The 15,460-nt window shown below is 74.8% G+C and carries 1 protein-coding gene; it reads right to left on the reverse strand.

Translation table 11 applies throughout. The features are described 5' to 3' along the window. Nucleotides 1–35: 35 nt before the first annotated feature. Complete coding sequence (locus AC07A4_RS37305) at nt 36–15,380, reverse strand: type I polyketide synthase (protein ID WP_478607892.1); 15,345 nt, start codon at nt 15,378–15,380, stop codon at nt 36–38. Between the last annotated feature and the right edge of the window lie 80 nt (nt 15,381–15,460).

A 15,460-nucleotide genomic window follows, 5' to 3' on the forward strand; every position in this document is an offset into this window, starting at 1 on the left:
TCACGCGCATTACCGTGACGCGGAGTGCGGCGCCGTCAGGAAACACCGAGTTCATTGTCGATGAAGTCGAACATGTCATCGTCGTCGGCGTCTTCCAGCTTTTCCGCGATGCCCGCCGCCGCGGCGTCGCCGGGCTCGGCCCCGTCAAGCCTGCCGAGCAGCACCCGCAGCCTGCCGCGCACGGCGGCCCGGTCGTCGTCGGCCAGCGGGCCCGCGGCCAGGGCCGCTTCGAGACCGGCGAGCTCGGCGTCGATCCCGCCCGCCCGGGGTCCCTCGGCTCCGTCCGCCGCGTCGCCGTCGTGCGGCAGGCTCTCGTCCAGATAGGAGGCGAGTGCCGTCGGCGAAGGGTAGTCGAAGATGAGGGTCGCCGGAAGGCGAAGTCCCGAAAGGGAGTTCAGCCTATTACGGAGTTCCACCGCGGTGAGCGAGTCGACGCCCAGTTCCAGGAATCCCCGGGTGGCTCCGATTGCCTCGGGGCCGGAATGCCCGAGCACCGTGGCCACATGGGTGCGCACCACTTCGAGCAGGGTCCGCTCCCGCTCCTCGGGGGAAAGACCCGCCAATTCCCTGACGAGGGCGGGGCCGCCCGTACCGTTCGCCTCCGCCGTGTTCCCGGCCCGGGCGAGGGCCCGGTCGACGCGGCGGACCGGGATGCGGACCAGCTCCGAGAAGACGGGCTGTACGCCGTCGGGTCCGGCCGAGGCCCGCAGGGACGCGGTGTCCAGGCGGAGTGGTACGAGGACGGCGGGCGCGCCGGGCATGGCGACGGCCGCGTCCAGGAGGGCCAGGCCCTCCTCCGTGGACAGCGGGGCGACGCCACCGCGCGCCATGCGGCGGCGGTCCGCGTCGCTCAGCTCGCCCGTCATGTCACTCTCCTGCGCCCACACGCCCCAGGCGAGCGAGGCCGCCGGGAGGCCCTGGGCGCGCCGGGAGGCCGCGAGACCGTCGAGGAAGCTGTTGGCGGCGGCGTAGTTCCCCTGCCCCGGGCTGCCCAGGACACCTGCGGCGGAGGAGAACAGGACGAAGGCGGACAGGTCCAGATCGGCGGTGAGCTCGTGCAGGTTGAGCGCCGCGTTGACCTTCGGCCGCAGCACCGTGTCGATGCGCTCCGGCGTCAGGGACGTGACGACACCGTCATCGAGTACGCCCGCTACATGCACGACCGCTGAGAGGCCCGCGCCCTTGTCCTTCAACAGCCCGGCCAGCGCGTCACGGTCGGCCACATCACACGCGGCGACCGTGACCGTCGTACCCAACGCGGACAGCTCATCGCGCAGTTCGACCGCACCCGAAGCCTCCAGGCCGCGACGCGAGACCAGCAGCAGGTCCCGTACGCCATGGCGCTCGGCCAGATGCCGGACCACCACACGCCCCAGACCGCCGAACGCGCCCGTCACGAGAACGGAACCCTCGCCCCACGGGGAGCCATCGTCCACGGCCTGGCCCGCCACACGGGCCAGACGCGGCACGAACACCGCACCCCCACGCACCGCCACCTCGGACTCACCCGAGGCCAGCACGGCTCCCAGAACCGACCCCTCCAGATCCGCGTCGGCGTCCACGAGGACGAAGTGGCCCGGGTTCTCCACCTGGGCGGACCGCACCAGGCCCCACACCGCCGTCGCCGACGGGTCGAGGTCGCCCGGGTCCCGCGCGTCCCCGACGGCGACCGCGTTCCTCGTCACCACGACGAGCCGCGAGGTCTCGTACCGCTCGTCGGCCAGCCAGTCCCGCACCACGTCCAGCGTCTCGGCCAGCCGCGCGGACACGGCCTCGGGGCTCAGCTCGGCCCCGGCCTCACCGGCGCGCCACACCACGGCGGCCGGAGGCTCCTCCACCGCGCTCAACTCGTCGTACGACACCGGCGATACGGGCTCAGCGGACGTCAGCTGCGGCTGCCTCCACTCCACCTGGAACATGGAGTCGTCGGCGGTGCCGCCGAGCTGGTCCACGGCGACCGGGCGGGACACCAGGGAGTCCACTGTGGCGACGACCTGGCCGGTCTCGTCCGCCAGCGTCAGGGTCACGGCGTCCGCCCCGGCGCTGCCCAGGCGGACGCGGACCGTCGCGGCGCCCGCGCGGCGAAGGCGGACTCCGGTCCAGGCGAAGGGCAGGCCAAGGCCCTGTCGTTCGGCGTCGCCGTCCTGGCTCCGGGGCAGCAGCGGCGTCGCATGCAGCGCGGCGTCGAGGACGGCGGGGTGCAGGGCGAAGGCCGCCGCGTCCTCGCGCTGTTCCTCCGGCAGGGCGACTTCGGCGAACACCTCGTCGCCGCGCCGCCAGGCGGCACGCAGCCCCTGGAACACCGGCCCGTAGCCGTAGCCGGTGTCGGCGAGCCTTTCGTACAGCGAGGCCGCGTCGTCGATGGGTTCGGCTCCGGGCGGCGGCCACGCGGTGAGGCCCTCGGGCTCCTGGTCGTCGTCGGCGGAGAGGAATCCGGCGGCGTGGCGGGTCCACGGCGCTTCGGGGTCCGCCTCGTCGCGGGAGTGCACGCCGACCGGGAAGCGGCCGCCGTCCTCCTCCGCTCCGACGTGGACTTGGAGCTGTACGGCTCCGCGCTCGGGGAGCACCAGGGGCGAGGCGAGGGTCAGCTCTTCGAGGACTCCGCAGCCGACCTCGTCACCGGCGCGCACGGCGAGCTCGACGAACGCGGTGCCGGGCAGGAGCACCCGGCCCGCGACGGCGTGGTCCGCGAGCCACGGGTGGGTGGTGAGCGACAGACGGCCGGTCAGCAGGTATCCGTCGGCTCCCGCGAGCGGCACGGCCGCGCCGAGCAGTGGATGCCCGGCGGCGTTCAGGCCCGTCGCGGACACATCGCCCGCCGCGCCCGCGCCCGCGCGCGGCCAGTAGCGCCGGTGCTGGAAGGCGTACGTCGGCAGGTCGACGCGGCGGCGGTCGGCGACCGGCGCGTACAGCGGCGTCCAGTCCACGTCGGCGCCGCGCACGTGCAGGCGCGCGAGGGCGGTCAGGAAGGTGTCTGCCTCGGGGCGGTCCTTGCGGACGGCCGCGACGAGGCCGGACTGCTGCTCGGGTTCGGTGAGCGTGTCGTGGGCCATCGCGGTGAGGACCGCGTCCGGGCCGAGTTCGAGGAGGGTCACCGCGCCGAAGCTGGTGAGCGCGCCGAGCCCGTCGTGGAAGCGGACGGCCTCGCGGATGTGCCGGACCCAGTACTCGGGGTCCGTCAGCAGCCCCGGCTCCGCCAGCTCACCGGTGACGTTGGAGACGACGGGCAGCGTCGGGTCCTGATAGGTCAGCCCCTCGGCGACCTTCCGGAAGTCGTCCAGAGCCGGGTCCATCAGCGGCGAGTGGAAGGCATGCGACACCTTCAGCCACTTCACCTTGCGGCCATCGCCCCGAAGGGTCTCCTCCAGGCCCTCCAGGGCCGTGCGCTCACCCGAGAGCACAATCTGAGACGGCCCGTTGACGGCCGCCACACCCACGCGACCCGTGAGGCCTTCCAGCAGCGGCAGCACATCGGCCTCCGCCACCTGCGCGGCCAGCATCGCGCCCCCGGCGGGCAGTGCCTGCATCAACCGGCCGCGCGCGGCGACCAGTTGAGCCGCGTCCTCAAGCGACCACACACCAGCCACGTACGCGGCCGCCAGCTCACCGATGGAGTGCCCGCCGACGACCTCCGGACGTACGCCGAAGGACTCGGCGAGGCGGAACAGCGCCACTTCCATGGCGAACAGCGCGGGCTGCGCGTACCCCGTCTGCTCAAGCAGGTCCGCGTCGGTACCGAACATCACGCTCTGGAGCGAACGTTCTATCCACGGATCAATATGAGCACACACCTCGTCCAGCGCGTCCGCGAACACCGGGAAGGCCTCGTACAACTCCTTGCCCATACCGACCCGCTGACTGCCCTGACCGGTGAAGACCACCCCAAGGCGACCCTCCACCACCGAACCCGACAGAGGAGTGTCGAGACCGGTGAGGAAGCCCTCCCGGTCACGGCCGAAGACCACGGCCCGGTGCTCATGCAAGGCCCGCCCCGAGAGCAGCGACCAGCCCACATCCACCGCGTCCAGACCAGCGTCGGCAGCGACATGGTCACGCAGCCGCTCGACCTGCGCCGTCAGCGCCTCCGCGCTCCAGCCGGACACCAGCCACGGCACGGCGGTCGCGGGCGGCACCGGGTGCGGCCTCGCGGGCTCCGCCACGGGGGCGTGCTCCACGATGACGTGCGCGTTGGTGCCGCTCACGCCGAAGGAGGAGACGCCCGCGCGACGCGGAGCGTCCTGACGGTCGGGCCACGCGCGCGCCTCAGTGAGGAGGGCGACCGCACCGGCCGACCAGTCCACGTGACTGCTCGGCTCGTCCACGTGCAGCGTCGGCGGCAGGACACCCTGACGCATCGCCATGACCATCTTGATGACACCGGCGACACCGGCGGCGGCCTGCGTGTGCCCGATGTTGGACTTGATGGAGCCCAGCCACAGCGGCTCGCCGCTCTCCGGGCGCTCCTGGCCGTACGTGGCGAGCAGGGCCTGCGCTTCGATGGGGTCGCCGAGGGTGGTGCCCGTGCCGTGCGCTTCCACGGCGTCGACATCGCCGGGCCGCAGCCCTCCGCTCGCCAGGGCGGCGCGGATGACGCGCTGCTGGGACGGACCGTTGGGCGCGGTCAGGCCGTTGCTCGCACCGTCCTGGTTGACGGCGGAACCCCGTACGACCGCCAGAACCTCGTGCCCATTGCGGCGCGCGTCCGACAGACGCTCAAGGAGCAGCAGGCCCACGCCCTCACCCCAGCTCGTGCCGTCGGCGGCCTCCGCGAAGGCCTTGCAGCGGCCGTCGGCAGCGAGGCCGCGCTGGCGGCTGAACTCGATGAACGTGTCGGGCGTGGACATGACGGTGACGCCGCCCGCGAGCGCGAGGTCGCACTCGCCCTGGCGCAGGGCCTGCGCCGCCAGGTGCATCGCCACCAGGGACGACGAGCAGGCCGTGTCGACGGTGACCGCCGGGCCCTCCAGGCCGAAGCTGTAGGAGAGGCGGCCGGAGACGACGCTCGCCGCGTTGCCGGTGCCGAGGTAGCCCTCGCCGCCGTCCGCCGCGGTGCGCAGGACGTTCTCGTAGTCCTGGCCGTTGGTGCCGGAGAAGACGCCGGTGCGGCTGCCGCGCAGGGTGGCCGGGTCGATGGCCGCCCGCTCGAAGGCCTCCCACGCGGTCTCCAGGAGGAGCCGCTGCTGGGGGTCCATGGCGAGGGCCTCGCGCGGTGAGATGCCGAAGAAGTCGGCGTCGAAGTCCGCCATGCCGGGCAGGAACCCGCCCTCGCGGACATAGCTCGTCCCGGCGCGGCCGGGCTCCGGGTCGTAGAGGGCGTCGACGTTCCAGCCGCGGTCGTCCGGCATGTCGCCGATGGCGTCCACGCCGTCGCTCAGCAGCCGCCACAGGTCCTCCGGCGACCGTACGCCGCCGGGGAAGCGGCAGCTCATGGCCACGATGGCGATCGCGTCGCCGTCGTCTGGCGCGTCGGCAGCGGTGGGCGTCGGGGCGGCGTCGGCCGCGAGGTCCTGGCCGCCGCCGAGGAGTTCGCCGCGCAGGTAGGTGGCGAGCGCCGCCGGGGTCGGATGGTCGAAGACGAGCGTCGCGGGCAGGTGGAGTCCGCTGGCGGCGCCGAGCAGGTTCCGCAGCTCGACCGCCGTCAGCGAGTCGAAGCCGAGGTCCTTGAAGGGGCGGGCGGGGTCGACGGTCTTGGTGGCGGGATAGCCGAGGACGGCGGCCACCCGGTCGCGGACGAGGTCGAGGAGCGCGCGCTCCCGCTCCGCCGCCGGGAGCGCGGCGAGCCGCTCGGCGAGGGACGCGTCGTCCGCCCCGGCGTCCCGTGCCCGCCGCGCGCCCGCCGCCGGGGCCTTCGCCGCGTCGGCGGCGGTGAGCTGGTCGAACAGATGGCAGGGGCGTGCCAGGGCGTACGTCGGCGCGCACTCGTCCCAGACGACGTCGGCGAGCGTCACCGCGGCGGCGCCGCCGGGCGTGCCCGGCTCGCCCGCGGCCGCCAGGGCGGCGGCCATCGCGGCGACGGCAAGGTCCGGCTCCATCGCGGGCATGCCGCTGTCCCGTACGCGCTGCTCCACGACGCCGCCGTCGGCCGCCATGCCGCCGCCCGCCCACGGGCCCCAGGCCAGGGAAAGGGCGGGCAGGCCGAGCGACCTGCGGTGCCCGGCGAAGGCGTCGAGGAAGGCGTTGGCCGACGCGTAGTTGCCCTGTCCGCCGATGCCCATGGAGCCAGCGACGGACGAGAACAGCACGAACGCCGTCAGGTGGGCGCTGTCCCGGGTCAGCTCGTCCAGGTTCAGGGCCGCTTGGACCTTCGGCCGGAACACGGTCGCGAAGCGCTCGGGGGTCAGTGCGTCGAGTACGCCGTCGTCGAGGACGCCCGCCGTGTGGAAGACGCCGGTCAGGGGCACCTCGTCCGGGATCTCCGCGAGGAGGCGGGCGAGGGCGTCGCGGTCGGCGACGTCGCAGGCCGCGACCGTCACCCGTACCCCGAACTCCTCCAGTTCCGCCGCCAGTTCGGCGGCGCCGGGTGCTTCAGGGCCCCGGCGGCTGGTCAGGACGAGGTGTTCGGCGCCGGTGCGCGCCAGCCAGCGCGCCACATGCCCGCCGAGGGCGCCGGTGCCACCGGTGACGAGGACCGTGCCGCGCGGCGTCCACTCCCCCGCCGGGCCTGCGGCGGCCGTCACGCGCGTAAGGCGTCGTACGAAGACGCCGGAGCCGCGCACCGCGACCTGGTCCTCTCCCGCCGGGGCGCCGAGGGCGTCGGCGAGCCGCAGGCGGGCCCGTTCGTCGGGGTGCTCCGGCAGGTCGACCAGGCCGCCCCAGCGCTGCGGCTGCTCCAGAGCGGCGACGCGGCCGAGGCCCCACACCGCCGCCTGCCGGGGCGCCGCGAGGCGGTCCGAGCGTCCGGTGCTCACCGCGCCGCGCGTGGCGGCCCACAGGGGTGCCGCCACGTCGGCGTCACCGAGGGCCTGGAGGAGCGCGAGGGCTCCCGTGAGGGCGAGGGGCACCGCCGAGCCCCCGGCGTCGTCGAGGGCGAGGAGCGAGAGCACGCCCTGGGGCGCCCCGGCGCCGGACTCGCGCCGCGCGTCGAGGAGTTCGCGCAGCTTCGCGGCGAGCGCGTCCCGGTCGGCCTCGTCGCGGCCGACGGCGACCTGGACCACGTCCGCGCCGCGCTCCCGCAGCCCGGCGGCCGCCGCCGCCACCCACGGGTGGGCGGCGTCGTCCGCCGGTGCGACCACCCACCAGGTGCCGTCGACGGCGGCCGCGGCGAGCCCCGTCCGGGGCTTCCACGACTCCTGGTAGAGCCACCGTCCGACCGTGGAGGACTCGCGCCGCTGGCGCCGCCACGACTTCAGGACCGGCAGGATCTCCCCCAGGGCCGCGCCACGGGCGTCCGTGTCGGCGCCCAGCTCGACGCTCAGCGACTCCAGGTCCTCCCGCTCGACGGCCTCCCAGAACCGCGCCTCCACCTCGTCCGCGTCCCCGGCCCGACCGTCGACGGCCGTGGGCAGCCGCAGGTCCAGCCAGTAGTGGTCGCGCTGGAAGGCGTACGTCGGCAGCTCGACGCGCTGCCGGGAGGCGACCGGCGCGTACAGCGGCGTCCAGTCCACGTCGGCGCCGCGTACGTGCAGGTGCGCGAGGGCGGTCAGGAAGGTGTCCGCTTCGGGGCGGTCCTTGCGCGTGGCCGCGATCAGGCCCGCTTGCGCGGCCGGGTCGGTGAGCGTGTCGTGCGCCATCGCGGTCAGAACCGCGTCCGGGCCCAGCTCAAGGAGGGTCACCGCGCCGAAGCCGGTCAGCGCGCCGAGCCCGTCGTGGAAACGGACCGCCTCACGGATGTGCCGCACCCAGTACTCGGGGTCCATCAACAGCCCCGGCTCCGCCAGCTCACCGGTGACATTGGAGACCACCGGCAGCGTCGGCTCCTGATAGGCCAGCCCCTCGGCGACCTTGCGGAAGTCGTCCAGGGCGGGGTCCATGAGCGGCGAGTGGAAGGCATGGGACACCTTCAGCCAGCGGACCTTACGGCCCTCGCCACGAAGCGTCTGCTCCAGGTCTTCCAGGGCCGTGCGCTCACCAGAGAGCACGATCTGGGACGGCCCGTTGACCGCCGCCACACCCACACGGTCAGACAGCCCCTCCAGCAGCGGCAGCACATCCGCCTCCGCCACCTGCGCGGCCAGCATCGCACCACCCTCAGGCAGCGCCTGCATCAACCGACCACGCGCGGCGACGAGTCGGGTGGCGTCCTCCAGGGACCACAGTCCGGCCACGTACGCCGCTGCCAGCTCACCAATGGAGTGACCGCCGACGATCTCCGGACGTACACCGAAGGACTCAGCAAGCCGGAACAGCGCCACTTCCACCGCGAACAACGCGGGCTGCGCGTAACCCGTCCGCTCCAACACCTCCGCGTCCGCGCCGAACATCACGTCCTTCAGCGGACGGTCAAGGAGCGGGTCGAAGTGGGCGCACACCTCATCCAGCGCGTCCGCGAACACCTCGAACGCCTCGTACAGCTCACGGCCCATACCGACCCGCTGGCTGCCCTGACCGGTGAAGACGACACCGAGGCGGCCCTCCACCACCGAACCCGACACCACGCCCCGGCCGCCGTCGGCGAGGGCTCCCAGGCCCGCCAGGAACTCGTCCCGCTCGCGCCCGAAGACCACGGATCGGTGCTCGTGCAGGGCCCGCCCGGACAGCAGCGACCAGCCCACGTCCACCGCGTCCAGGCCGTCGGCGTCGGCCTCGGCTATGCGGTCCCGCAGCCGTCCGGCCTGCGCCCGCAGGGCCTCCGTGCTGCGCGCGGACACCAGCCACGGCACAGCGTTCGCAGGAGCGACGGACGGGCTCGCGGGCTCGTGCACCGGTGCGTGCTCCACGATGACGTGCGCGTTGGTGCCGCTCACGCCGAAGGAGGAGACGCCCGCGCGACGCGGAGCGTCCTGACGATCGGGCCACTCACGCGCCTCGGTGAGCAGCGCGACCGCACCCGCCGACCAGTCCACATGGCTGCTCGGCTCGTCCACGTGCAGCGTCGGCGGCAGGACACCCTGACGCATCGCCATGACCATCTTGATGACACCGGCGACACCGGCGGCGGCCTGCGTGTGCCCGATGTTCGACTTCACCGAGCCGAGCCACAGCGGCTGGTCCTCGGGACGCTCCTGACCGTACGTGGCGAGCAGGGCCTGCGCTTCGATGGGGTCGCCGAGCGTGGTGCCCGTACCGTGCGCCTCCACCGCGTCGACGTCCGTGGCGGCGAGGCCGGCGTTCGCCAGGGCGGCGCGGATGACGCGCTGCTGGGACGGGCCGTTAGGCGCGGTGAGGCCGTTGCTCGCGCCGTCCTGGTTGACGGCGGAACCCCGTACGACCGCCAGAACCTCGTGCCCGTTGCGGCGCGCGTCCGACAGGCGCTCAAGGAGGAGAAGGCCCACGCCTTCGCCCCAGCTCGTGCCGTCGGCGGCCTCCGCGAAGGCCTTGCAGCGGCCGTCGGCAGCGAGGCCGCGCTGGCGGCTGAACTGGACGAACGTGTCGGGCGACGACATGACGGTCACGCCGCCCGCGAGGGCCATGTCGCACTCGCCCTGCCGCAGGGCCTGCGCCGCCAGGTGCAGCGCCACCAGGGAGGCCGAGCACGCCGTGTCGACGGTGACCGCCGGGCCTTCGAGGCCGAAGGCGTACGACAGGCGGCCGGACATGACGCTCACGGCGTTGCCGGTGAGGACGTGGCTCTCGATGTCCTGGGGGACGGGGGCCATGCGGGAGATGTAGTCGTCGCCGTTGGAGCCGACGAAGACGCCCGCGCGGGTGCCGCGCAGCGTCGTCGGGTCGATGCCCGCGCGCTCGAACAGCTCCCAGGAGGTCTCAAGGAGCTGGCGCTGCTGGGGGTCCATGGCGAGGGCCTCGCGCGGCGAGATGCCGAAGAAGTCCGCGTCGAACTCCCCGGCGTCCGGCAGGAACCCGCCCTCGCGGACGTAGCTCTTGCCCGCCCGGTCGGGGTCGGGGTCGTACAGCTCGGCTAGGTCCCAGCCCCGGTCGGCGGGGAACTCGCCCATGGCGTCGACGCCGTCGGCGACCAGGTGCCACAGGTCCTCCGGCGAGCGCACGTCGCCGGGGAAGCGGCAGCTCATCGCGACGATCGCGATGGGGTCGCCGTCGTCGGGCGCGGCGGCGGCCGCGGGCACCGGCGCGGTGGCGCTGGTGGCGGGCGCGGCGCCGAACGCCTCCTGGGCCAAGTGGTCGGCGAGGACGGCGGAGTTGGGGTAGTCGAAGACCAGTGAGGCGGGCAGGCGCAGGCCGGTGGCGGCCTGTACGCGGTTGCGCAGTTCGACGGCGGTGAGCGAGTCGAAGCCGAGGTCGCGGAAGGCGCGGGCCGGGTCGACGGCGTCGGGCGTGGCGTGGCCGAGGACGGCGGCCGCCTGCGCGCGGACGAAGGTGACGAGGGCCGCGGCGCGCTCGTCGGCGGGCTGCGCGGCGAGCCGCCGTATCCAGTCGGGTCCGGTGGCGGCGTGGCCGCCGGGCGCCGCGGCGGCGGTGTCCGTCGGGGCGGCGGAGCGCTCGCGGACCTCGGGGAGCGTGGCGAAGAGCTGGTTGGGGCGGGCCGCGAGGAAGCCCGGCAGGAAGGTGTCCCAGTCGACGGCGGCGATGACCGCGCCCGCGTCGCCCCGGTCGACGGCGTCGCGCAGCGCGGCCACGGCGAGCTCGGGCGGCATCGGCGGCATGCCGTCGCGGCGCGTGCGCTCGGAGCGCACGGCGGTGTCGGCGAGCCCGGCGCCCTGCCAGGTGCCCCAGGCGACGGAGGTGGCGGGCAGGCCGTCGGCGCGGCGCTGCTCGGCGAGCGCGTCGAGGTAGGCGTTGGCGGCGGCGTAGTTGGCCTGGCCCGCGTTGCCGAGCGCGCCGGACGCCGACGAGTACAGGACGAACGCGTCCAGGTCCAGGTCGCGGGTGAGGTCGTGGAGGGCGGCCGCCGCCGGGGACTTGGGGCGCAGGACGCCGTCGAGGCGTGCGGGGGTGAGGGCGTCGACGACGCCGTCGTCGAGGACGCCCGCCGTGTGCAGGACGGCCGTCAGGGGCGCGTCCGCGGGGATCTCGGCCAGGAGGCGGGCGAGGGCGTCGCGGTCGGCGACGTCGCAGGCCGCGAGGGTCACCCGGGCGCCGAGCGCCTCGAGTTCCGCCGTGAGGTCGGCGGCGCCGGGCGCTTCGGGGCCCCGGCGGCTGGTCAGGACGAGGTGCTCGGCGCCCTCGCGGGCCAGCCAGCGGGCCGCGTGCCCGCCGAGCGCGCCGGTGCCGCCGGTGACGAGGACCGTGCCGCGCGGCGTCCACCGGGCGGGCCGCGCCAGGTCGGCGCCCGTGGCCTCGCCGCGCACGAGGCGGCGTACGAAGACGCCGGAGCCGCGCACGGCGAGCTGGTCCTCCGCGCCGGGAGCGGAGGTGGCGGCACTGCCGTCGGTGCCGTCGGTGGCGGCGGTCGAGGCGAGGATCGCGGCGAGCCGGGTTCCCGCCCGCGTGTCGGGGGTCGCGGGCAGGTCGACGAGGCCGCCCCAGCGGTCGGGGTGTTCGAGGGCGACGACACGGCCAAGGCCCCACAAGTGGGCCTGCGCCGGGTGCTCCAGGCGGTCGCTGCGCCCGGTGGAGACGGCGCCCCGGGTCAGCGCCCACAGCCGTGCCGTGCCACCGGTGTCACCGAGGGCCTGGACGAGGGCGAGGGTGGCGGCGAGCCCGGCGGGCACGGCGTCGTGCCCGCCGAGGGCGGACTCGTCCAGGCCCAGGAGCGAGACGACACCGGCGGGCCGCGCGGCGTCGTCGGCCGCCGTCGCGCGCAGCCGCTCGGCCAGGAGTTCACGCGTGGCCTCACCGGCGGTCAGGCGCAGCTCGACCGGTTCGGCGCCGGCCGCGGTCAGCGCCTCGGTGACTCCGTCGGCCCACGGGTGGCGGGGGCCGCTCTCGGGGAGCACGACCAGCCAGCGGCCGGTCAGACGGGGGGCGGGCAGCTGGCCGCCGGGCAGGGGCTGCCAGACGGCGCGGTAGCGCCAGCTGTCGATGACGGCGCGCTCGCGGCGCTGGCGGCGCCACGCGGACAGGCCGGGCAGGACCTCGCTGAGCGCGCCCGGGGCCACGTCCTCACCGAGGGTGGACGACAGCTCGTCCACGTCCTCGCGCTCCACGGCCTCCCAGAAGCGCGCCTCCACCGCGTCCGCGGCCAGGGGGGCGCTTTCGGGGGTCCGCTCCTCGGTCAGCCAGTAGTGGCGGCGCTGGAAGGGGTAGGTGGGCAGGTCGACGATCGTCCCGGCTTCTAGATAGAACGTCCACTCTAGTTCCGCACCATAAGCGTGCGCCTCGGCGAGCGAGGCCGCGAGGCGGTCCGCGCCGCCCTCGTCGCGGCGCAGGGAGCCGAGGGTGGCGGCCTCGCTGTCGGTGGCGTCGATGGTCGCCTGCACCGGGACGGTGAGGACCGGGTGCGGGCTCATCTCGATGAACAGGCCGTGGCCTTCGGCGAGGAGGCCTCGGGTGGCGTGCTCGAAGAGGACCGTCTGGCGCAGGTTGCGGTACCAGTAGTCCGCGTCCATGAGGGTGTCGTCGGTGAGCCAGTCACCGGTGAGCGTGGAGAACAGCGGCACGTCGGGCGTGCGGGGCGCGACGGGGGCGAGGACCCGGGACAGGTGGTCCTCGATGGCCTCCACGTGGGCGGAGTGCGAGGCGTAGTCGACGGGGATGGTGCGGGCGCGGATGTCGCGGGCCACGCACTGGGCGACGAGTTCCTCCAGGGCGGCCGCGGCGCCGGAGACCACGACGTGCGCGGGGCCGTTGACCGCCGCCACGGACAGGTCGTCGCCCCACGGGGCGAGCATCTCGCGCACCTGCCGCTCGGGCAGCGGCACGGACACCATGCCGCCACGGCCCGAGAGTTCGATGATGGCCTGGCTGCGCAGGGCCACCACCCAGGCCGCGTCCTCCAGGGACAGCGCGCCCGCCACGCAGGCGGCGGCGATCTCGCCCTGGCTGTGGCCGACGACGGCGGCGGGCTCCACGCCGGCGGCGCGCCACACGGCGGCCAGCGACACCATCACGGCGAACAGTACGGGCTGGACGACGTCGACGCGGTCGAAGTGGTCGCCGCTGAGCTCGTCGAACAGGTCCCAGTCGACGAACGGGCCGAGCGCGTCGGCGCACTCGCCCATCCGCTCGGCGAACACCGGGGATGAGTCGAGGAGTTCGCGGGCCATGCCCGCCCACTGCGAGCCCTGGCCGGGGAAGACGAACACGGGGCGGGCCGCGCCGCCCAGGGCGCGGCCCGTCACGACGTCCTTGGCGGCCGCGTCGGCGTCGGCGAGGCCGCCGAGCCCGGCGAGCAGGCTCTCCCTGTCCCGCCCGAGGACGACGCCCCGGTGCTCGAACCGCGACCGCGTCATCGCGAGCGACCAGGCCACGTCCGCCGGTTCGAGAGCGGGGTCCGCGAGCAGCCGCGCGCGCAGCCGCTCGGCCTGCGCCCGCAGCGCCTCGGGGGTCTTCGCCGACAGGGCGAGGGGGACGACGCCGGGGACGGCCGTCCGCGGCTCGACGCCAGAGGCTTCGGTCGGTGTGTCCACGGCGTCGGCCGGTGCGTCGGCGTCGGCGGGCGCCTGCTCCAGGATCAGGTGGGCGTTGGTGCCGCTCATGCCGAACGAGGACACGCCCGCGCGGCGGGGCGCGCCGTCCTCGCGTCCGGGCCAGTCACGGGCCTCGGTGAGGAGCTCCACCGCCCCGGCCGACCAGTCGACGTGGCTGCTCGGCTCGTCGATGTGCAGGGTCTTCGGCAGCACGCCCGCGCGCATCGCGAGGACCATCTTGATGACTCCGGCGACACCGGCGGCGGCCTGCGTGTGGCCGACGTTCGACTTCAGGGAGCCCAGCCACAGCGGCTGGTCTTCGGGGCGCTCCTTGCCGTACGTGGCGAGCAGCGCCTGTGCCTCGATGGGGTCGCCGAGCGTGGTGCCCGTGCCGTGCGCCTCGACCGCGTCGACGTCGGCGGCCGTGAGGCCCGCGTCGGCGAGCGCGGCGCGGATCACGCGCTGCTGGGAGGGGCCGTTGGGGGCGGTCAGGCCGTTGCTGGCGCCGTCCTGGTTGACGGCGGAACCCCGTACGACCGCGAGGACCTCGTGCCCGTTGCGGCGCGCGTCGGAGAGGCGCTCCAGGACGAGCATGCCGACGCCCTCGCCCCAGGCCGTGCCGTCGGCGCCCTGCGCGAACGGCTTGCAGCGGCCGTCGGGGGCGAGGCCCCGCTGGCGGCTGAAGGCGAGGAACGAGCCGGGCGACGCCATGACGACGACGCCGCCCGCGAGGGCGAGGGCGCACTCGCCCTGCCGCAGCGCCTGCACGGCCAGGTGCAGGGCGACCAGCGAAGAGGAGCAGGCGGTGTCGACCGTCATGGTCGGGCCCTGCAGGCCGAGGGTGTAGGCGATGCGGCCGGAGGCGACGCTGGCGGCGGTGCCGGTGACCAGATAGCCCTCCATGCCCTCGGCGGCGTCGCTGAGGCGGGGGCCGTACTCCTGGGTCTCGGCGCCGACGAACACGCCGGTGCCGGAGTCGCGCAGGGCGGCCGGGTCGATGCCCGCGCGCTCCAGGGCCTCCCAGGACGTTTCGAGGAGGAGCCGCTGCTGCGGGTCCGTGGCGAGGGCCTCGCGGGGCGAGAGGCCGAAGAAGTCCGCGTCGAACTCCCCCGCGTCGTGCAGGAATCCGCCCTCGCGGACGTAGGAGGTGCCGGGCCGGTCGGGGTCGGCGTCGTACAGGGCGGCGAGGTCCCAGCCGCGGTCGGCGGGGAAGCCGGAGATGGCGTCCACGCCGTCGGCGACCAACTGCCAGAGCTCTTCGGGGGTCTCGACGCCGCCGGGCAGGCGGCAGCTCATGGCGACCACGGCGATGGGCTCGTCGTCGGCGCGCCGGGCGGCGGGGACGTAGCTGTCGTCGGCACTGTCGAAGAGCTCGGCGCGCAGGTGCCGGGCGAGGGCGTCGGCGCTGGGGTAGTCGAAGACGGCGGTGACGGGCAGCCTCAGGCCGGTGGCCCGCTGGAGGCGGCGGTGCAGCTCCACCGCGGTCAGGGAGTCGAGCCCCAGGTCGAGGAAGGGGCGGGACAGATCACCGGAGGGGCCGCCGCCGTCGGCGCCGCCGAGGACCGCCGCCACTTCCCCGGCGACGACGGCCCGCAGCCGCCGCTCCTGCTCCGCGCGCGGACGCCCTTCGAGGGCGGCGCGCAGGGTGTCGGCAGGCTCCTGGTCCGCGGTCTGGTTCTCCGCGGCCTGGTTCTCCGCGTTCGGGTTCTCCGCGGCCTGGCTCTCCGCGTTCGGGTTCTCCGGGTGCGGCCGGGCCTCCGGGTGAGAATGGGCTGCGAATTCCTCGAAGTCGCTCAATGTTCCACTCCGTAGCACCGGCCGTGATGGCTTCAGAAATGCCCTGACTGTACGTCGGGCGATTACCCTTGCTGTGTATG

This window comes from Streptomyces sp. NPDC043996 (assembly GCF_056435225.1).